We start from the raw sequence: 18,824 nt of genomic DNA, 5'->3' as shown, positions 1-18,824 counted from the left end.
AGGAAAAGGATCTGCCACGGCAGACACCTCGCCGCGCGGCCAACTCAACGTCATGGTTGTCCGGCTACCGCAGACTCAGCCCCCGCTACGAGCGCCATTCCCGCAACTACCTGGCCTTTCTCGGGCTTGCCGCCGCGCTCTGCTGCTACAAGCGACTCCTCCGCCTCACCACGTAGGACACGGTCTTAGGCGATCTCCACGTTGTTGGCTGTCGCCCACGTCTCGACCCGCTGGCACCGCTTCGTCGTCAGCTGCGGTTGCACAGCCGGTCAGAAGGTCGCGCGTGCGGGCGGTTTCGTGGGCTCGGGCGCGTCGTCCATGGTGCGGTTGGCGTTCAGTCCGATGGCGACTGTGAAGGAGATCCCGCAGCCGATCAGCATGTACATAGCGACGAGGTACCAGCCGCCGTCGGCCCACAGCACGAGGACGCCGGCGATGAGCGGAGTGAAGCCCCCGCCGATGGCGCTGGCGAGTTGATAGCCGACGCCTGCACCGCTGTAGCGGTATTCGGCGCCGAACATGTCGGTGAACAAGGACTGCTGGACCGAGACGGCCATGTCGTGCGCACCGTTGACCAGCAGAATCGAGGCCACCAGGATCAGGACCATGGAGCCGGACTGCAGTGCCACGAAGAAGGGGAGGGAGCCCAGAACACCCAGCCCGGCGCCCCACGCGTATATGGTGCCGCGGCCGTAGCGGTCGGCGAGGTAGGCGAAGACGGGAATGGTGACGATGGCCGCTGCGCCCACCACGAGGTTGACGGTGAGCATGCTGTCGCGGTTCAGACCGAATTCCGCGGTGCCATAGCTCACGCCGAACGTGGTCACACCGTAGAAGGTGAAGAGTTCGACGAACCGCAGGCCGATGATGGCGAGGAATCCGCCGGGGTTGGCCTTGATGGCCGCGAGCAGTGGCAGCCGCAGAGGTTGGTCTTTGGATCGGGCGGCGATCCGCTCGGTGAAGACGGTGGATTCCTCGACCGAGATACGCACGATCAGCCCGACGATGACGAGGGCCGCGCTGAAGACGAACGGGACGCGCCAGCCCCATTGCTGGAAGTCCGCTTCGGGCAGGCGTCCGGAAACGATTTTGATGGCCGCGGTAGCCAGCAGAAGCCCAACCGAGGCACCGACCTGGACGCCGCTGCCGTAGAGGCTGCGCCACTTTCGAGGAGCGCTCTCGACCGCCATCAGAGCTGCGCCGCCCCACTCACCGCCGACGGCGAAGCCCTGGACGGCACGTAGAGCGACGAGCAGGACCGGGGCCCAGATGCCCACTTCACCGTAGGTGGGCAGGAGACCGATCAGGGTGGAGGCGAGCCCCATGATCACGATGGTGAGGACGAGCATCTTCTTGCGGCCCACCCGGTCGCCGAAGTGGCCGAAGACAATGCCGCCCAAGGGTCTGAAGAGGAATCCGACACCGAAGGTGGCCCATGCGGCGAGGGTTCCGACGGTGGGACTCACTTCGGGGAAGAAGAGATCGTTGAACAGGAGCCCGGCCACGATGCCGTAAAGGAAGAAGTCGTACCAGTCGACGACCGCCCCCATCAAGCCGGCGACAGCCGCGCGCTTTGCATGAGGTGATGTCCGGCTCATTTCAACGTCCAGGTGTTGATGAGGAGGGGACGGCCGAAGGCCGTCTGTGGGGTTGATGATGGGAATACTCGGGCAGCGCGCTGCCCGGTCTGGGGAACACGAAATGCCCCGAGCACAGGCCGTGAGTGCGTGAGGGATCGTTTGGGCGCTCCGTGAGCGTCCAGCGGTCCGATGAGCCCACTTGGTGACAGGCGACCAGACAACCACGGGCAATGGTCCGTGTGGCGGACCCGCAGATCCGCTGCGCAGAAGTTACGCCTCTCCAGGGATGCCAGCAAGGGGAGTCGTCGAATTGATCCCCACCGGTTCGTTCGCCACGTCTGCCGCGACGATGCCCGAGGTGGCAACTGTGATCACGGGCCTGCGAGTGGCGTCCCGCGGCGAGGAGTGGTCGACGAGTCCGGGTGTTCGGGTGACGGCTTCACACTGTGCGTTCACCCAACTCCCAGGTGATGCGGCCGAACGCTGGTCGCCGACTGCAGTCTCCGCGCTGGTGCGCGTCGCCGCGCGGATCGCGCTGGTGGACACCCCGAGGTCCGGGGCGCCCGTGTGAAGCGCGTTGGACGGACAGAAGCTGCGCCGGCCTCGACCGCGACGGTCTGCAAGGCGTGCCCGTCCCCGCGCTGCTCGCCACGACCGAACAGCGATGCAGGGGCCGTGCCGCCGGCTGTCGACAGGGCTTGAAACACAACTCGGACGAGGGTTGTGCAAAACGTTTTGGATCCTTAGCGTCCGGTTTGACGGAAGGATTCCAGGATGCGGCGACTGATCGTGACGTCCTGCTCGGTGCTTGTGGTGCCCGAGCAGGGCCCGTGCCGGGTGGAAGCGGACCAGGACATCGTGGTCGAGGACGGGGTGATCGTGTGGCTGGGTCCCGCGGGTACCCGGCCGGAGGCCGCCGGGGTCGCGAGCTTCTCCGGAGCTGAGACGGTCGACGGGACCGGGCTGTTGGCCATGCCAGGGTTGGTGAACTCCCATACGCACAGCGCGATGGTGTTGATGCGGGGTGCCGCCGAGGACGTCAGCGTCGAGGCGTGGTTCAACGAGCGGGTGTGGCCGATGGAGGTCAACCTGACGCCTGCCGACATCGGCCTCGGTGCCGAACTCGCCTGTGCGGAGATGCTGCTCAGCGGGGTGACCGCGTTCGCCGACCACTACTTCCACGCCGAACGGATCGCCGAGACCGTGGTACGGACCGGGATCCGCGCCGACATCGCGCCCACATACTTCAGCAGCCGTGGCGGCAGGGCGCTGGAGGAGAGCATCGAGACCGCCGGGGCGCTGCACGGCGCGGGCGGCGGGCGGGTCACCGCGTCGCTCGGGCCGCACGCGCCGTACACCGTGGACGACGAGGACCTGGCTCGGATCGCGGAGCGGGCCCGTGCCATGGGTGTACGGATCCACATCCACGCCGCCGAGCACCTGGAGCAGACGGAATCGAGTCTCGCGCGGCGCGGCATCACCCCCATCGGGGTGCTGGAGCGGACCGGCGTTCTGGACGCCGGGGCGCTGATCGCCCACGGATGCGGGATCACGGAACCGGATCTCGAGGTGCTGTCGCGGTACCGCGACCGGACGGCGGTGGCGTGCTGCCCGAAGGTGTACCTGAAGCACGCCCTGCACCCGCTCACCCCGGTACGGGGCCTGCTCGGAGCCGGGGTGACCGTCGCGGCGGGGACGGACGGAGCCGCCGGACACAACACACTCGACGTGTGGGAGGCCATGCGGCTGGTGGCACTGACCCAGAAGCAGGCGGAGCGGGACGCCACCTGGATGACGGTCTCCGACACCATTCGGCTGGCCACGCGCGGCGGGGCACTGGCGCTGGGGCTGGGCGACCGGATCGGTGCCCTGGAACCCGGCCGCCGGGCAGACATCGTGCTGGTCGATCTGTCCGGCCTCCACTGCCGGCCGCTGCACGACCCGGTGGCGGCTCTGGTCTACAGCACCCGGGCGAGTGATGTGCGCACGGTGGTCGTGGACGGGCGGGTCGTGGTGCGCGACGGGCGCCTGCTGACCGTGGACGTGCCTGGGCTGCTGGCCGAGATCGAGGCACGGGTGCCCGCGCTGCTGGACACCTCGCACGGCAGGGCGGTTCAGCGCTATGACCCCTGACACAGACGCCGACGAGGGCAGACGCCGGGTGCGGCGACCCGCGTCGATCAAGGACGTCGCGGCCGCTGCCCGGGTGAGCCCGACCACGGTCTCGCACGTGCTGAGCGGCAACCGGCCGGTCGCCCAGGAGACCGCGGACCGGGTGCGCGCGGTGGTCGCCAGGCTGGGCTTCGTGCCGGCCTCGACCGCCCGCAACCTGCAGGCGGGTTCCACGAACGTCATCGGCCTACTCGTTCCCGACATCACCAACCAGTTCTTCGCGGAGCTGGCCAAGGGCGTCGAGGACGCCGCCCACGACCTGGGTTACGGGGTCATCCTGTGCAACACCGAGTTCGACCCCGAGCGCGAGGACCGCTACCTGGAGCTGCTGCGGGGCCGGTTCATCGACGGGATGGTCTACGCGTCGGGCTCACCACCCTCCCGCGACCGGCTGGCATCGCTGCTCGGCCGCTTCCCCATAGCCCTGGCCGACGAAGTGGTCCCTGGGCTGCTGGAACAGACGATCCTCGTCACCGCCGACCACCGCGCGGGCGGCCGGCTGGTCGGGCAGCACCTGCGGGAGCTGGGGCACCGCCGGGCACTGGCGGTGAGCGGCCCGGGAGACTTGGTCAGCAGCGCGGAGCGGATCGCGGGATTCCGGGAGGCGTTCGGCGACGAGGGCGTCACCGAGGTCGAGGGCGCCTTCGTCGAGCGGTCCGGTTACGACATGGTGGCCGCGGCCCTCGACGGGGGCGGCCCGCGCCGCTTCACCGCGGTGTTCGCGGCCAACGACCTCATGGCGCTCGGCGCGGTCGCCGCCCTGGAGGACGCGGGGCTGAGCGTCCCGCACGACGTGTCGGTGGCGGGCTTCGACGACATCATGCTCGCCGCCCGCGTCCACCCCCCGCTCACCACCGTCCATCAGCCCGCGTATGACATCGGCCGCACGGCCGCCGCCCAGTTGCTGCAGTACGTCCACCGGGGCGAGGTACCCCCCGCCTCCCGTCACATCCTCCCGGTCCGGCTGAAAGCCCGCGCCAGCACGGCCGCCCTGCGCTGACACCGCCCGGAACCCAGAAATCCCGTAACCCATAACCCGAACTGAAAGGCACGGCGCAGCGATGACGCATGTCCTCGTCGTGGGTGAGTCCTGGTTCACCCATTCCATCCACCACAAGGGGTTCGACTCCTTCCACACCTCCGAGTACGTCGAGGGGGCGGGCGCCTTCCTGGGCGCGCTGCGCGATCGCGGCCACGAGGTGACGTACATACCGGCGCACGAGATACCCCATCGGCTGCCCTCCTCGGCCGAGGGATTCGCCGCGTACGACGTGGTGGTGATCAGCGACGTCGGGGCCAACAGCTTCCAGCTCCCGCCGGAGACCTTCGCCCGCTCCGTTCCCGCGCCGGATCGCACCGAACTGCTGCGGGCGTACGTCGAGGGCGGCGGCGGCCTGCTGATGGTGGGCGGCTACCTCACCTTCACCGGCATCGACGCCAAGGCCCGCTGGGGGCGCACCCCGCTGGCCGCCGCACTGCCGGTCGCGCTGCACGACCGCGACGACCGGGTGGAGCTGCCCGCCGGTGCCTCGCCCCGAGTCGTCGCCCGGCACCGGGTGGTCGACGGGCTGGGCGCGACCTGGCCGTCTCTGCTGGGTCTCAACGAGGTGCGGGTACGGGACGGGGCCGAGCTGCTCGCCGAATGCGGCGGTCACCCGCTGCTGGTGGTCGGTGGGTACGGCGCCGGGCGGTCGGCGGCCTTCACCTCCGACCTCGCGCCGCACTGGGCGCCGCCGGACTTCCTCGCGTGGGAGGGATACCCGGAACTCTGGGATCGACTGGTCCGCTGGCTGGCGGCAGCCGACACTGCTGCGGCAACCGACCCGGCGGGGGAGGAAGGCTGATGGTCACTCCACACATTTCCGCCGCACCCGGCGACTTCGCCCCGGATGTGCTGATGCCCGGCGACCCACGCCGGGCCCGACGGATCGCTGAAACTTTCCTGCAAGACGCTCGCCTGGTCACCGAAGTACGCGGCATCGAGGGCTGGACAGGCACCCACCGGGGCAGACCGCTGTCCGTCCTGGCCTCCGGTATGGGCATGCCGTCCGTGACCATCTATGCCACCGAGCTCTTCCGCTTCTACGGAGTGCGCAGCATCGTCCGCGTCGGCACGGCCGGCGGGATACCGCAGGCGGTGGGGCTGCGCGACGTGGTGGTGGCCACCGCCGCCCACACGGACTCGGCGATGAGCGGCCGCCGCATCGAGGGTGTGCATCTGAGCCACGCCGCATCGTTCGACCTGGCGAAAGCCGCCGTGGATGCAGCGGCAGGGGCCGCCGGGACGGCCGTGCACGTCGGTCCGGTCTTCACGAGTGACCATTTCTACCTCGCCCGCCCCGGTCTGTTCGACCAGTTGGAGGCGCACGGCACGCTGGCCGTCGAGATGGAGGCCGCCGGTCTGTACGCCACCGCCGCCGCAGAGGGCGGCCGGGCCCTGGCCGTGCTGACGGTCAGCGACCACATACGCCGGGCGGAGGCTCTCACGCCGGCCGAGCGCGAGGCCGATTTCGAGCGTGCCGTCACCGTCGCCGCCACCGCACTGGAAACAAGCTCCTAACACAGAGGCGTACGAAGAGGTATGGCCAAAACGTTTTGCATTGCATAGCTTTCGGCCAACGCGAAGGAGAAAAGAACGATGAACAAGATCAAAGCCCTCGGAGCCATAACAGCGCTCTCCGCACTGCTCGCCGGATGCGGATCATCGACCGGATCTTCGACTTCTTCCGGCTCTTCGGCCGGAAAACTGAGAATCAAGTTCGTGGTCAACGGAAACCTCGGTGATCGTTCGTTCTTCGACTCCGCCTATGCGGGTCTGAAGAAGACGGAGAAGGACCTCGGCTACAGCCTCAAGGTCGTCGAGCTGGGCGGCGACCGCACGAAGTGGCAGTCCGGCTTCGAGGACGCGGCCTCGGGCGACGACTACGACGTGCTCGCGGCGGGCACCGTGGACACCGCTGCCTTCATCTCCAAGCTGGCGCCCGAATACCCGAAGAAGAAGTTCTGGCTTTTCGACTCCACCGTCGACTACACGGGCAAGAGCGGCTGTTCCAACAAGTGCGCCAATGTGTACTCCGTCACCTTCAAGCAGAACGAGGCCGCCTATCTTGCAGGATTCCTCGCCGACAAACTGGTCGCCGCCCATTCCCTCCCCGGCGCCTCCGGCAGCAAGAAGGTGGGCCTGATGGGCGGGGTGAAGATCCCCGTGATCGAGGACTTCGTCGTGGGATTCAAGGCCGGATTCAAGGCGGCCGGCGGAAATCCGTCGTCCGGTGTCCTGGTGCAGTACGTGGGCGGCGACAACCCCTTCGGCGACCCCGCAAAGGGCAAGGAGATCGCCTCGTCCATGTACTCGCAGGGGGCCGCCCTGGTGTGGCCGGTGGCGGGCTCCTCCGGCCTCGGCGTGTTCGAGTCTGCCGTCACCGCCAAGCGCTACACCTTCGGCGTCGACTCCGACCAATACAAGACCCTAAATGACCCCGCCCAGCAGCAGACCGTGGTCACCTCCATCCTCAAGAACGCCGGCAACGCCCTCTACCTGGCGGCCAAGGAGAACAAGGCCGGCACCCTGGCCTACGGCAAGTCCTCCGCGGTCGGCCTCGCCGAGGACGGCGTGGGCTACGTCGACAACGCCAACTTCGACAAGCTCGTGCCCACCGCCGTACGCGCCGAGCTCAAGGCACAGGCGGCGAAGATCGCGTCCGGCGCGGTCCAGGTCCCGTCCGCCTTCTGACCTGCGGCCCTGGTACGGAAGGAGCCCCCGTGGACCAGCACCCCCCGCCCCGCCCCGCCCTCGCCCTGGAAGTCACCGGCCTGGGAAAGACGTACCCCAACGGCACCCGCGCCGTCAGAGACGTCGACCTCGAGGTACCCGGCGGCGAGATCCGGGCGATCGTCGGACAGAACGGCGCCGGCAAGTCGACCCTGATGAAGCTGCTGTACGGCCTGGAGCAGCCGTCCGCCGGACAGATCCGTGTCCACGGCGAGGCGGTCAGGCTCTCCGGACCCCAGGACGCCATCGCCCTCGGGGTGGGCATGGTCCACCAGAACCTCATGCTGGTGCCGTCCTTCACCATCGCCGAGAACGTCGTCCTCGGCGTGGAACCCGGCCCGGCCGCCCGGGTCGACCGATCCGCAGCCGTCGAGCGCACCGCCGCGCTGGCAAAGGAGGCGGGCCTGGCCGTCGACCCCGGGGCCAGGGTCAGCGACGTCTCCGTGGGGATGCGGCAGCGAGCAGAGATCCTCAAGGCACTGCACCGCGGCGCCCGCATCCTCATCCTGGACGAGCCCACCGCCGTCCTCACCCCACAGGAGACCACCGACCTCTTCGAAGCCGTACGCGGACTCCGCGACCAGGGCATGACCGTGCTCTTCATCTCACACAAGCTCAAAGAGGTGCGGGAGATCAGCGACCGCGTCACCGTAATGCGTGCCGGGTCCGTGGTCGGCACCGTACGCACCGAGGACGCGTCCCCCGCGCAGCTGGCGTCCATGATGGTCGGGCGGGAGATGTCCCTGGACGTCCCGAGGCCCCCCGCGCACCCCGGTGCGACCGTGCTCAAGGTGCGGAACCTGGCTTCCGGGGCGGACGCGGGACAGCCCCTGCACGGTGTCTCCCTCGACATCGCCGCCGGGGAGATCGTCGGCCTGGCGGGCATCGAAGGAAACGGCCAGACCGAACTGGTGGAGCTCCTCGCCGGGCTGCGCCGCCCGGCCGCCGGCTCCGTCACCGTCGACGGCACCGATGTCACCCACCTGGATGCGGCGTCGCACCGCGCGGCCGGTATCGCCCACGTCCCGGAGGACCGGCTGTCCAACGGGGCGGCCCTGGACCAGTCCATCGCCGACAACCTGATCGTCGACCGCTTCTCCAGTCCCCCGCTCGCCCGGCGCGGCGCGCTGCACATCCGCCGCATACGGGAGCTGGCCGAGGACCTGATCCGCCGTTACGCGATCCGGGCCCCGCACCCCGCCGTACCGGCCGGAGCGCTGTCCGGCGGCAATCTGCAGAAGGTTGTCGTCGCCCGCGAACTGTCCTCCGAGCCGCGCCTGTTGCTGGCCGCCCAGCTCACCCGGGGCGTCGACATCGGCGCCATGCACTTCATGTACGAGCGGCTCGTCGAAGCCCGCGACGCGGGCGCGGCAATCCTTCTGGTCTCCGCGGACCTCGGCGAACTGCTCGCGCTCTCCGATCGGCTTCTGGTGATCAAGGACGGCCGGCTGGTCGGTCGCTTCGACGATCCGGCCGGACTCACGGAGGAAGAGACCGGGCTGTACATGCTCGGCGTCGAACAGCACTCACAACAGCGGATCACGGCAGGTGCACGATGACGACCACCGTCGAGCTGGAAGGCCGCCGCGAGTTCCTCGCCGCCAGGCGCCAGTCCACCGCCGTCGAGCTGACGATGACCGTGCTCACTGTCGCCGTCGCCGTCCTCATCGCCTTCCTGGTGATCCTGGCGACCGGCAAGGACGCCCCGGGCGCCCTGAACGCGCTCCTCACCGGCCCCCTGGACCGCACCCCGCGCATCGGCCGCTGGCTCGCCGACGCCACGACGCTCTCGCTACTCGGCCTGTCCGTCGCCATCCCCTTCCGGGCCCGGCAGATCAGCCTCGGCGCGGAGGGCCAGGTGTACGCGGGTGCCCTGGCGGGCGCCCTGGTGGCGATCAACGTCCCCCTGCCCCCGCTCGCCGCCATGGTCGTACCGCTGTGCGCAGCCGCTCTGGCGGGCGGCGCGCTGGGCGCGGTGCCCGGGGTGATGAAGGCCCGCCTCGGGGCCAGCGAGATCGTCGCCACGCTCATGCTCAACGCCATCGTCGTACGGGTCTTCGACTGGCTGCTCACCGACCACCTCAAGGCCCCCGCCAGCGCCGCCGTGCAGTCGGCTCCCATCCGGCCCGACTCGGCGCTCCCGCTGCTCTCGGACTTCTTCGGCGTCCCCCTGGACCAGGCCAACATCGGACTGTTCGGCATGCTCGCGGTGACCGCCGCCGTGTGGTTCCTGCTCGCAAGGACGCCCCTGGGCTACCGCATCCGCATGACCGGCTCCAACCCCGAATTCGCACGGTACGGCGGCATCGACGTGCCCCGCACCATCGAGTGGAGCTTCGTCATCGGCGGCGCGCTGGCCGGACTGGCCGGCGCTCATCTCGCCCTCGGCGTGTACGGCGGGCTCCAGCCCGACATGGCCGGCGGCCTCGCCTTCGAGGGCATCGTGGTCGCCCTGCTGGCCCGCAACAACCCGGTCGCCGTGGTCGCCGCCGCGCTCCTCTACTCGTACCTGCGCGTCGGCGGTGACGTGATGGAGCAGCAGACGGACGTCGGTTCCGAGGCCGTGACCATCATCCAGGCGGTCATCGTGCTGCTGGTGACGGCCCGGACGCTGCCAGAACTCGTCAAGCGCCAGCTCGCCAGAAGGCTTGCCCGAAGGGAGGCCCGCTGATGGGCCCCGTCCTCGACGTCGTGCTCAGCGCCGGCTTCCTCGCCGCGATCCTGCGGGTGTCGACCCCCTATGTCCTCGCCGCCCTCGGCGGACTGCTCGCCGAACGGGCCGGCGTGCCGAACATCGCCCTGGAGGGCTCGATGCTGGCCGCCGCGTGCACCGGGGCCCTGGTCGCCGGATACAGCGGCTCGGTAGCGGCCGGGGCCGTCTGCGGGATCGCCACCGGCGCGCTGCTCACCCTGCTGCTGGGCGTACTCCACCTGTACCTGGGCGCCGACGCGATCATCGCGGGCATCGGCCTCAACCTGCTGGCGTCCGGCGTGACCGCGTACGCCGTGTACGCGCTGCTCGGCGACAAGGGCGGCACCAGCCGGTTGCACAGCGGAGCCCTCCCCGAAGTCCGCCTTCCGCTGATCGAGGACATCCCGGGCCTCGGCACGGTGGTGAGCGGGCAGAACCTGATGACCTGGATCGCCCTCGCCGCCGCCCCGGCGGTCGCCTGGCTGCTGCACCGCACCCGGTTCGGCTTCCACCTCCGCGCCGTCGGCGAGTTCCAGGACGCGGCCCGCTCGGTCGGCATCCCCGTCCGCCGCGTCCAGTTCGCCACCCTGGCACTCAGCGGTGCGCTGGCCGGCGCCGCCGGGGTCTTCCTCAGCATGGGCGCCGTGTCCTTCTTCGTCACCGGCATGACGGCCGGCCGCGGCTACATCGCCCTGGCCGCCGTCTTCCTCGGCGCGCTGCGTCCCTGGGGCGTCTTCCTGGCCGCGCTCGGCTTCGGCGCGGCCGAGGCCCTGGCCGTCCAGCTCGGCAACCTGAGCATCCCCTCGCAGCTGGTCTCCGCCATCCCGTACGCCCTCACCCTGCTCGCCCTGGCGTTCTTCGCCTGGCGCCGCCGTCGCCCGGCCCGCCCGGCTTCCCCGGTCTCCGGCGTGGCCGCGGATCCGGCGACCAGCTGAACCTCGCCCCCTGTTTCTTCGCCGTCCCTCCCTTGTTCCCTCCCGCATGCCCTGTCCCGCATGCCCTGCCAAGGAGCCTCCATGAGCATCCGTGCCACCCGCGCCCGGATCATCGCTTCCGCCGTCGCTCTCGCGTCCGTGACGGCCGTCTCCGGCGCCTCACCGGCTGCCGGGCACGACAGCGCCGTACAACTGGACTTCATCGGCGAGCAAGAACTGCCGAACGCCATGGCGTTCCAGGGCACCACCGTCGGCGGGCTCTCCGCCATCAGCTACGACATCCGGACGGGCTTGTACTACCTGATCAGCGACGACCGGTCGCAGACCGGCCCCGCCCGCTTCTACAGCGCCCGTGTCACCTTCGGCGGCGGCCACCTCACCGGCGCCGAACTCATAGGCACCCACTCATGGTTGCGGCCGGACGGCACCACCTACCCGCCCACTTCCACCCCCGCCGGGCAGACCGCCACGGTGGCCCCGGATCCGGAGGGGATCGCCGTCGACCCGTCCGACGGCAGTCTGGTCTGGACGAGCGAGGGCGAGCGCATCGTGCCGTCCGACGGCCCCGCGGTCCTCGGCGACCCCTGGATCCGGCGTGCCACCACCACCGGCGAGTACAGCGGACAGCTCCCGCTGCCCCCACAGCTGCACATGAACTCCCAGGCCGTCGGCCCCCGCCGGAACCAGACCCTGGAAGGCGTCACCTTCACCCCCGACGGCCGCCAACTCGTCACCGCCATGGAGGACCCCCTCTACCAGGACGGCGACGACCCCACCCCCGCCCACGGCGCCCTCACCCGCATCACCGTCCACGACGCACGCACCGGTCTGCCCAGGGCGCAGTACGCGTACCCCCTGGAGCCGATGTTCGCCACGCCTCCCGCAGGCAGCACGGACACCAACGGCGTCAGCGACCTGGTCGCCCTCGGCGACGACCGCTTCCTGGTCCTCGAACGCGCCTCCGTCTTCAGCACCAACACCTGGAAGGCCCGCCTCTACCTGGTCGACCTCCACGGCGCCACCAACGTCCTCGGCCGCGACTCCCTGGCCGACGGCCCCGTCAGGCCCGTCCACAAGACACTCGTGTCGGACCTGTCCGACATTCCCGGGCTGCCCAGGGTGGACAACGTCGAAGGCATCACCCTCGGCCCGCGCCTGCCCGACGGCCGTCGCACGGTCGTGCTCGTCTCGGACGACAACTTCGCTTCACGGCAGGTGACCCAGTTCATCGCCTTCGCCGCCGACGGCATCTGAGGTCCGGTCGGCGGGTGGACCGGAGATTGATCGCTCAGCGTGCGCGCCGTTCCGGTCCTGCCAGGCCCCGCCGCGACGCGACCCACATGGAGCCCGGCGCAGAGCAGGTACTGCGAGCCTGCCGACAGCTGCACGGCCGTCCGGGCCGCACGGCGGCGGTGGATCTCACTGTCCGCCCTGCCGTGGAACCCGACTGCCCCGCCTGCCGGTCCGTGGTGGAACCGCTCGCCCGGGTCGCCGACGTCGTCAAGGCCGCGGCGAGGACCTGGGCGGGCTGTGGCCGGAGCAGGGCCCGGGCAGGTCCGCCCGCGCACTGCCGGCGCCAGGTGGTACTGGAAGCAAACGCCGGCCTCGCCCACTCGATCGGGGCCGGGGATGGCCGTTGCCCCGGGTCAGTGGGCCTGGCTGAGGGGGTGGTCGAAGCCCTGGGCCGAGATGAGGGCGGCAGCTTCGGCGAGGTCGGTGGCGAAGTGCTCGACGGCCTCGTACGGGAAACGGTGGCTGGGCCCGCTCAGGGAGAGGGAGGCGACGGCCTTGCCGGTGCGGCCGACGATGGGTACCGCCACGGCGGTCAGGCCCTCGTCGAACTCGCTGCTGCTGACGGCGTAGCCGCGCTCTGCCGCCTCCGCCGCCCAGGCCCGCAGGCGTTCGACGTGGGCCTCGCCGTGGGGCGAGGCGAGAGCGACTCGGCGAAGGAGCGCGTCGGAGGCGTCGCGCAGAAGGATCTTGGAGGAGGCGCCGGCCCACAGTGGCTGCTCGTCGCCGACATCGACGACGTGGCGCAGTGGGCGGGGGCTCTCTTCGTGGGCGACGCAGATCCGGTGGAGGTCCCGGGCGACGAAGAGGTTGACGGTCTCCCCGAGCCGGTCGGCGAGGTCGCGCATGACCTTGCGGGTCTCCTGCGGCACCTCCCATTGACTGCGGGCGAGGTAGGCCCAGCGCCACAGGCTGGGACCAGCGGCGTATCCGGAGGGGTGGGACCGCAGCAGGCCGGTCTCCTCCAGCGTCTGCATCAGGCGCAGCACGGTGGTCTTCGCCAGCCCGGTGCCCTCGGTGATTTCGCGCAGGGTGATGACGGGACGCTCCTCGCTGAGGAGGTTGAGGATGTCGAACGCCCGTCGCACGCTGCGCACGCCGGTGCCGTGCTGCTCGACTTCCGTTTGCGGCTCTCCGTCGCTCACCTGCTACCTCCCCGTCGTGACGGCCATGCCCTGTCCGCCGCGCTTGTCCGTCTGTGGCACCTCGACCATAGTCCGCTAGGCGGACCAAGTGAACTGCAATGTCGAAGCAATCTTGGCGTAACCCTTGATGCGGCGAATCCGCCCCCCTATGGTGCCGCTCATCGGTCCTTTTGATCCGCACTGTGGACCAAGTGATCGAGGGTCGCCGCCCGCACCTCCGTGGCGATGGCCCGGTACGCACGAGACCGTGTGCTCGCACCCCAGGGCTCCTCGCCGTCGCGTCGCGTCTGTCCCCACCGCAGCCATCCCGGCGGTCCCGCCCCGCGTGACTCTCACGTGGCCGGCGGCCACCGGTCCAGCCCATACAACGGAGTGTGTGAGATGAGCAGTACTCAGCAGGCGACCCAGGCCGGTGACGCCGGCCTGGCGAAGCGGGCGGCGATTGCGAGCTTCATGGGAGCTGTCGTCGACTGGTACGACTTCTTCCTCTACGGCATCGTCGCGGGCCTCTTCTTCCCCGACCTGTTCTTCCCCGGCTCCTCCCCGGCTGTGGGCACCCTGGCGGCCTGGGCCACCTTCGGCGTCGGCTTCCTCTTCCGTCCGCTGGGCGGCATCGTCTTCGGCCACTTCGGGGACCGGCTCGGCCGCAAGCGGATGCTGGTCCTCACCATGCTGATCATGGGTACGGCCAGCACCCTGATCGGCGTTCTGCCCACCTATGCGCAGGCCGGGGTCTGGGCGCCCGCGCTGCTCGTGCTGCTGCGCGCCACGCAGGGCTTCGCGGTCGGCGGCGAGTGGGGCGGCGCCGCGCTCATGGCGGTGGAGAACGCGCCCCGCAAGTGGCGCTCCCTCTACAGCAGCGGAGTCCAGGTCGGCGCGTCCGTCGGCCTGCTGCTCGCCACGCTGATCACCAAGGTCATGTCGGGCACTGTCTCGGACGCCGCCTTCCGCTCCTGGGGCTGGCGGGTGCCCTTCCTGGTCAGTGCCGCCCTGGTGATCGTCGGCCTGATCGTCCGGGCTAGGGTCGAGGAGTCTCCGGTCTTCACCGAGCGGGTCGCCACGATGGCGGAGACCGCGCGACCGCGCGTCCCGCTGCTCAGCGCGGTCCGCTCCCATCCGACCGGCTTCTTCGCGATCATCGGGCTGCGCCTCGTGGAGCTGTTCACTTTCTACGGCGTGACGACCTTCGGCCTCGCGTACGGCACCGGCGAACTCGGTCTGAACCGCGACAGCCTGCTCAACGTCAACCTGGCCGTCGGCGGGCTCGCCGTACTGACCATCCCGGCCTTCGCCTACCTCGCCGATCGTTTCGGCCGCCGCCGGGTCTACTGCTGGGGCGCCCTTGCGGGTGCCGTGAGCGCGGTGCCGTACTTCTGGGCGATGGAGTCCGGATCGATGGTGCTGATCGTCGCCTGCGCGGTGCTGCTGGTGAACGTCGCGCACGACATGGCGGTCTCCGTCCAGCAGTCCCTGTTCACCGACATGTTCGGCCCGGAGTACCGCTACAGCGGCGCCGGCGTGGGCTACCAGCTCGCCAGCGCGATCGGCGGCGGTTTCACCCCGTTCATCGCCAGCTCCCTGGTGATCTGGGCGGGCGGCGGCTGGGGTCTGGTCGCGGGATACATCGCTCTCGGCTGTGCGGTCTCCTTCGTCGTCGCGCTGCGCATGCGGGGCGACGACGTGGCCGCCGGTGCGCCGGAGGGCGTACGAGACCACGCGGCGGCGGACGCGACCGCCTGACCGTCAAAGGTGCCCCCAACTCTTGTTGGGGGCACCTTTCGCGCCGTAGGGTGACCGCACAGCGGAATATTTGAACCGTCTAGTGGACCGCTTGGAGTTCTGGTGAAAGCAGCTGTCCTCACCGCACCGGACCGGATTGAGATCGTCGACGACCAGCCGGAGCCCCACTGCGGACCGTACGACGTCGTCGTGGACATGGACGGTGTCGGGCTGTGCGGTACCGACCTCGCCGTCTTCCACGGCAGGCGGCGGCCGCCGGCGATGCCATGGGTCATGGGCCACGAGGGCTTCGGCAGGATCGCCGCCGTGGGCACCGAGGTGCGCGACCGTCAGGTGGGCCAGAGCGTGGTCATCGAACCCAACTACGCCTGTCTGAAGTGCGCCGACTGCCTCACCGGCCTGACCTCGGCCTGCCCGCACCGGGCCATCGTCGGACTGAACACCCCGGGCGTCCTCGCCGAACGCGTGGCCCTGCCCGCGCACTTCTCCCATCCCGTCCCCGACGGTCTGACCGGCGCCGACCTCGCCGCTACCGAGCCGTACACGGTGGCACTGGCCGCCGTACGGCGCAGCGGCGTCACGGCAGCGGACCGCTGCCTGGTCGTCGGCGCCGGCGCCCAGGGGCTGCTGGTCTGCCTGATTCTGTCCCGCCTCGGCATCGAGCCGGTCGTCACCGAACCGCATCCGCAACGGCTCGCCCACGCCGAGCGGTTGGGCGCGACACACGACGACGGCCGCACCGGGTTCACCTATGTCTTCGAGACCTCCGGCCACGGACCCGCGCTGGGCCCTGCCGTGGAGCGCGCCGCCCCCGGTGCCACCGTCGTCCTGATCGGCCTCAATGCCCAGCATCTGCCGCTGACCACCGACGACGTGGTCCGCCGGCAGCTGGTGATCCGGGGGTCGATGATCTACGACCACCCCGGCGACTTCACCACCGCGATCGCCGAGCTGTCCGTGGCCCGCCCCGGAGCCGTCGTCGAGGCGTGCTTCCCGCTCGACGAGGCCCAGCAGGCGTTCGCCGGCGCCGCCGAACGCGCCGGGAAGACGTGGATCACGATCAGGGGCGACCAGGATGCGTAAGTCCATCGCGACCGTTTGCCTGAGCGGTTCGCTGACCGAGAAGCTGACCGCGGCCGCCCGCGCGGGCTTCGACGGCGTCGAGATCTTCGAGAACGACCTGCTGGCGAGCCTGCTCAGCCCCGAGGAGGTCCGCGCCCGCACCGCTGACCTGGGACTGGGTATCGACCTCTACCAGCCGATGCGGGACGTGGAGGCCGTTCCCGAGGAGGACTTCGTACGGAACCTGCGCCGCGCCGAGCGCAAGTTCGACGTGATGCGCAGGCTCGGGACCGACACGCTCCTGGTGTGCTCCAACGTCTCCCCGCATGCTCTGGACGACGACACCCTGGCGGCCGATCAGCTTGGCCGACTGGCCGATCTGGCCCAGGAGTTCGGCATCCGAGTCGCCTACGAGGCGCTCGCCTGGGGACGGCACGTCAGCACGTACGACCACGGCTGGCGCATCGTCGAACAGGCGGACCACCCCGCGCTCGGCGTCTGCCTGGACAGCTTCCACATCCTCTCCCGCGGCTCGGAACCGAAGGATCTCGAAGGCGTCGAAAACATCCCCGGCGAGAAGATCTTCTTCCTCCAGCTCGCCGACGCCCCGCTGATGGCCATGGACGTCCTGCAGTGGAGCCGCCACTACCGCTGCTTCCCCGGCCAGGGCGGCCTCGACGTGACCTCCCTCGTCCGCCATGTCGTGAACGCCGGGTACCGCGGCCCGCTCTCGCTGGAGGTCTTCAACGACGTGTTCCGCCAGGCGGACGCGGGCAGCACCGCCGTCGACGCGCTGCGCTCGCTGATCGCCCTGGAGGAGAGCGCGGGCATTGCCCCCCTCCCCGCCCTCGTCGTCCCGTCCGGCGTCGCCTTCGCCGAACTCGCCACCGCCGACCCGCAACCGGTGACCGAACTGCTGGCCGGGCTGGGCTTCCAACGGACCGGACGGCACGCCGGAAAGCCGGTCGAGCTGTGGGAACAGGGCAACGCCCGCATCCTCCTGAACCACGGCACCGACACCCCCCACTCTCGGCTTCGCTCGAGCGGGGACACCCCCATCGACGGCACGGCGCTGGCCGCCATCGGTCTTGAGACCCCCGACCCCCGCTCCGCCGCCGACCGCGCCGAGTCCCTGCTCGCCCCGGTGCTGCCCCGCCGCCGCCGCGAAGCGGACATCTCCCTGGACGCCGTCGCCGCCCCCGACGGAACCGAACTGTTCTTCTGCGCCACCCGGCGTCCCGAACACCCCGACTGGACAAGCGATTTCACTCCCACCGTCGGCTCGGCGGACGGCATCGTCACCGGCGTCGACCACGTGGCCCTGACCCAGCCCTGGCACCACTTCGACGAGGCAGTCCTCTTCCACCGCACCGTCCTCGGGCTGCGCCCGCACGAGAGCGTCGACCTCGCCGACCCCTACGGCCTCTTCCGCAGCCGCGCCCTGTCCGACGAGACCGGCGCCTTCCGTCTCGTCCTCAACCTTGCCCCCAGCCCGGCGGCGGAGACCCGGACCAGGGCCCAGCACATCGCCCTCGCCACCGACGACATCACCTCCGCCGTACGCCGCATCCGGGCCGCCGGAGCGGAACTGCTGGCGATCCCCGCCAACTACTACGACGATCTCGACGCCCGCTACGTGTTCGCCCCCGGTGAGTTGGACATGTACCGGGAACTCGACATCCTCTACGACCGTGACGAACACGGAGGCGAGTTCCGGCACTGCTACACGGCCACCGTGGGCCGCGTCTTCTTCGAGATCGTCCAGCGCACCGGCGGCTACCGCGGTTACGGCGCCGTCAACGCCCCCGTACGTCTGGCCGCACAGCGCCGATGACCGTGGCCTGTTGGGAAATGTCCCTCATACGATCCACAGCAGGCATGAACGCGATCCGAGACGCACGACCGACGACCTGGTAGTCGCGCTGCCTGCGGAGAGACGAGAAGGACCGCGTGCTCGTCGAGACTCCGGGACGCGAGAATGACGCCGTGCTCGCGGGCAGACGCATGGAGACCGAGTACCTTTCCGGGGTGGTGCGCCGTCGGCGTACCGGTCAGGGCGCGGTGTTGGAGATCACCGGCGATCCCGGGATCGGTAAGACGAGCCTGCTGGGCCTGCTGGCCCGACGTGCCGCCGCGGGGGGGGGAGCCCGAGTGATGCGGGCTCAGGGCTCGCAGGGGGCGGAACCGGGCCAGGTCGTCAGGGAGGTACTGGACGCCTTGGAAGTGCCGCGGTCTCGGGTCGCGAACGCGGGCGTCCACACGGGAAGCAGGAGTTCACTCCTCAACAACCAGATGGCTGCGAAGGTTTGCCGGGGCACCCCGGCCTTGTGCAGTTCGACCGGATCGCCGCGGACCGGCCAGACGGGCGCGGTCCGGCTCTGAGCCGGCCGGCGTCGGCGTAGGCAGGAGGATCGGCACGTGACGCCCAGCCCGTCA

At 70.1% G+C, this 18,824-nt stretch carries 15 protein-coding genes and 2 pseudogenes; 14 read left to right on the top strand and 3 right to left on the bottom strand.

Annotation, left to right across the window (positions count from 1 at the left end):
- Window positions 1–47: 47 nt before the first annotated feature.
- Window positions 48–176 (top strand): annotated as a pseudogene (locus tag IH68_RS57300) (IS5/IS1182 family transposase); the annotation flags it as partial.
- 12 nt (window positions 177–188) lie between these two features.
- Here IH68_RS57300 and IH68_RS59490 read toward each other — a convergent pair.
- Together IH68_RS59490 and shiA (IH68_RS0127975) are read right to left on the bottom strand one after the other, a co-directional pair.
- Window positions 189–257: pseudogene (locus IH68_RS59490) on the bottom strand (transposase); the annotation flags it as partial.
- A 12-nt stretch (window positions 258–269) separates the two neighbouring features.
- Window positions 270–1,598: a shikimate transporter gene (gene shiA / locus IH68_RS0127975; protein ID WP_030940295.1), complete on the bottom strand. Its 1,329-nt coding sequence runs from the start codon at window positions 1,596–1,598 to the stop codon at window positions 270–272.
- Window positions 1,599–2,354: 756 nt separating this feature from the next.
- Here shiA (IH68_RS0127975) and IH68_RS0127970 point away from each other — a divergent pair.
- From IH68_RS0127970 to IH68_RS0127930, 9 genes are all read left to right on the top strand, one after another.
- Window positions 2,355–3,713: an amidohydrolase family protein gene (locus IH68_RS0127970; RefSeq protein ID WP_030940293.1), complete on the top strand. Its 1,359-nt coding sequence runs from the start codon at window positions 2,355–2,357 to the stop codon at window positions 3,711–3,713.
- Window positions 3,703–4,752: a LacI family DNA-binding transcriptional regulator gene (locus IH68_RS0127965; protein ID WP_037885266.1), complete on the top strand. Its 1,050-nt coding sequence runs from the start codon at window positions 3,703–3,705 to the stop codon at window positions 4,750–4,752. Before IH68_RS0127970 ends, IH68_RS0127965 begins: the two co-directional genes overlap by 11 nt.
- Before the next feature lie 61 nt (window positions 4,753–4,813).
- The gene (locus IH68_RS0127960; RefSeq protein ID WP_030940287.1) at window positions 4,814–5,596 is read left to right on the top strand and encodes a glutamine amidotransferase; all 783 of its coding nucleotides are present in this window, start codon (window positions 4,814–4,816) and stop codon (window positions 5,594–5,596) included.
- Complete coding sequence (deoD, locus tag IH68_RS0127955) at window positions 5,596–6,312, top strand: purine-nucleoside phosphorylase (protein WP_030940284.1); 717 nt, start codon at window positions 5,596–5,598, stop codon at window positions 6,310–6,312. The genes IH68_RS0127960 and deoD overlap by 1 nt, the downstream gene beginning before the upstream one ends.
- A 78-nt stretch (window positions 6,313–6,390) precedes the next feature.
- Complete coding sequence (locus IH68_RS0127950; protein WP_030940282.1) at window positions 6,391–7,485, top strand: BMP family ABC transporter substrate-binding protein; 1,095 nt, start codon at window positions 6,391–6,393, stop codon at window positions 7,483–7,485.
- Window positions 7,486–7,514: 29 nt separating this feature from the next.
- Window positions 7,515–9,083, top strand: a complete 1,569-nt coding sequence (locus IH68_RS0127945) for an ABC transporter ATP-binding protein (protein WP_051833762.1) — start codon at window positions 7,515–7,517, stop codon at window positions 9,081–9,083.
- The gene (locus tag IH68_RS0127940) at window positions 9,080–10,195 is read left to right on the top strand and encodes an ABC transporter permease (RefSeq protein ID WP_051833761.1); all 1,116 of its coding nucleotides are present in this window, start codon (window positions 9,080–9,082) and stop codon (window positions 10,193–10,195) included. Before IH68_RS0127945 ends, IH68_RS0127940 begins: the two co-directional genes overlap by 4 nt.
- Window positions 10,195–11,151 (top strand): ABC transporter permease, encoded by a 957-nt coding sequence (locus IH68_RS0127935; protein WP_030940276.1) that lies wholly within the window; start codon window positions 10,195–10,197, stop codon window positions 11,149–11,151. The genes IH68_RS0127940 and IH68_RS0127935 overlap by 1 nt, the downstream gene beginning before the upstream one ends.
- 81 nt (window positions 11,152–11,232) lie before the next feature.
- Window positions 11,233–12,405: an esterase-like activity of phytase family protein gene (locus IH68_RS0127930; RefSeq protein WP_030940274.1), complete on the top strand. Its 1,173-nt coding sequence runs from the start codon at window positions 11,233–11,235 to the stop codon at window positions 12,403–12,405.
- A 392-nt stretch (window positions 12,406–12,797) separates the two neighbouring features.
- Here IH68_RS0127930 and IH68_RS0127925 read toward each other — a convergent pair whose 3' ends face one another.
- Window positions 12,798–13,586: an IclR family transcriptional regulator gene (locus tag IH68_RS0127925; RefSeq protein WP_030940271.1), complete on the bottom strand. Its 789-nt coding sequence runs from the start codon at window positions 13,584–13,586 to the stop codon at window positions 12,798–12,800.
- Between the two features lie 381 nt (window positions 13,587–13,967).
- On the opposite strand from IH68_RS0127925, the gene shiA (IH68_RS0127920) reads away from it, so the two are divergent.
- The 4 genes from shiA (IH68_RS0127920) (at window position 13,968) to IH68_RS0127905 (ending at window position 18,770) form a co-directional block, all read left to right on the top strand.
- Window positions 13,968–15,326 (top strand): shikimate transporter, encoded by a 1,359-nt coding sequence (gene shiA, locus IH68_RS0127920; RefSeq protein WP_030940269.1) that lies wholly within the window; start codon window positions 13,968–13,970, stop codon window positions 15,324–15,326.
- A 102-nt stretch (window positions 15,327–15,428) separates the two neighbouring features.
- Window positions 15,429–16,409, top strand: coding sequence for a zinc-dependent alcohol dehydrogenase (locus IH68_RS0127915; RefSeq protein WP_030940267.1), 981 nt, complete (start codon window positions 15,429–15,431; stop codon window positions 16,407–16,409).
- The gene (locus IH68_RS0127910; RefSeq protein WP_030940265.1) at window positions 16,402–18,222 is read left to right on the top strand and encodes a bifunctional sugar phosphate isomerase/epimerase/4-hydroxyphenylpyruvate dioxygenase family protein; all 1,821 of its coding nucleotides are present in this window, start codon (window positions 16,402–16,404) and stop codon (window positions 18,220–18,222) included. The genes IH68_RS0127915 and IH68_RS0127910 overlap by 8 nt, the downstream gene beginning before the upstream one ends.
- A 116-nt stretch (window positions 18,223–18,338) precedes the next feature.
- Window positions 18,339–18,770: an AAA family ATPase gene (locus tag IH68_RS0127905; protein WP_030940262.1), complete on the top strand. Its 432-nt coding sequence runs from the start codon at window positions 18,339–18,341 to the stop codon at window positions 18,768–18,770.
- Window positions 18,771–18,824: the final 54 nt, after the last annotated feature.

This window comes from Streptomyces sp. NRRL S-646 (genome assembly GCF_000720765.1).
In the GTDB taxonomy this organism is placed as follows: Bacteria; Actinomycetota; Actinomycetes; order Streptomycetales; family Streptomycetaceae; genus Streptomyces.
This window is presented reverse-complemented; position numbering and strand designations above follow the sequence as displayed.

What these genes read in the sequence shown, in the direction of transcription:
- IH68_RS0127930 (WP_030940274.1), top strand. Translation starts at nt 11,233, where the DNA reads ATGAGCATCCGTGCCACCCGCGCCCGGATCATCGCTTCCGCCGTCGCT.
- shiA (WP_030940295.1), bottom strand. Translation starts at nt 1,598, where the DNA reads ATGAGCCGGACATCACCTCATGCAAAGCGCGCGGCTGTCGCCGGCTTG.
- deoD (WP_030940284.1), top strand. Translation starts at nt 5,596, where the DNA reads ATGGTCACTCCACACATTTCCGCCGCACCCGGCGACTTCGCCCCGGAT.
- IH68_RS0127970 (WP_030940293.1), top strand. Translation starts at nt 2,355, where the DNA reads ATGCGGCGACTGATCGTGACGTCCTGCTCGGTGCTTGTGGTGCCCGAG.
- IH68_RS0127910 (WP_030940265.1), top strand. Translation starts at nt 16,402, where the DNA reads ATGCGTAAGTCCATCGCGACCGTTTGCCTGAGCGGTTCGCTGACCGAG.
- IH68_RS0127935 (WP_030940276.1), top strand. Translation starts at nt 10,195, where the DNA reads ATGGGCCCCGTCCTCGACGTCGTGCTCAGCGCCGGCTTCCTCGCCGCG.
- shiA (WP_030940269.1), top strand. Translation starts at nt 13,968, where the DNA reads ATGAGCAGTACTCAGCAGGCGACCCAGGCCGGTGACGCCGGCCTGGCG.
- IH68_RS0127965 (WP_037885266.1), top strand. Translation starts at nt 3,703, where the DNA reads ATGACCCCTGACACAGACGCCGACGAGGGCAGACGCCGGGTGCGGCGA.
- IH68_RS0127950 (WP_030940282.1), top strand. Translation starts at nt 6,391, where the DNA reads ATGAACAAGATCAAAGCCCTCGGAGCCATAACAGCGCTCTCCGCACTG.
- IH68_RS0127940 (WP_051833761.1), top strand. Translation starts at nt 9,080, where the DNA reads ATGACGACCACCGTCGAGCTGGAAGGCCGCCGCGAGTTCCTCGCCGCC.
- IH68_RS0127960 (WP_030940287.1), top strand. Translation starts at nt 4,814, where the DNA reads ATGACGCATGTCCTCGTCGTGGGTGAGTCCTGGTTCACCCATTCCATC.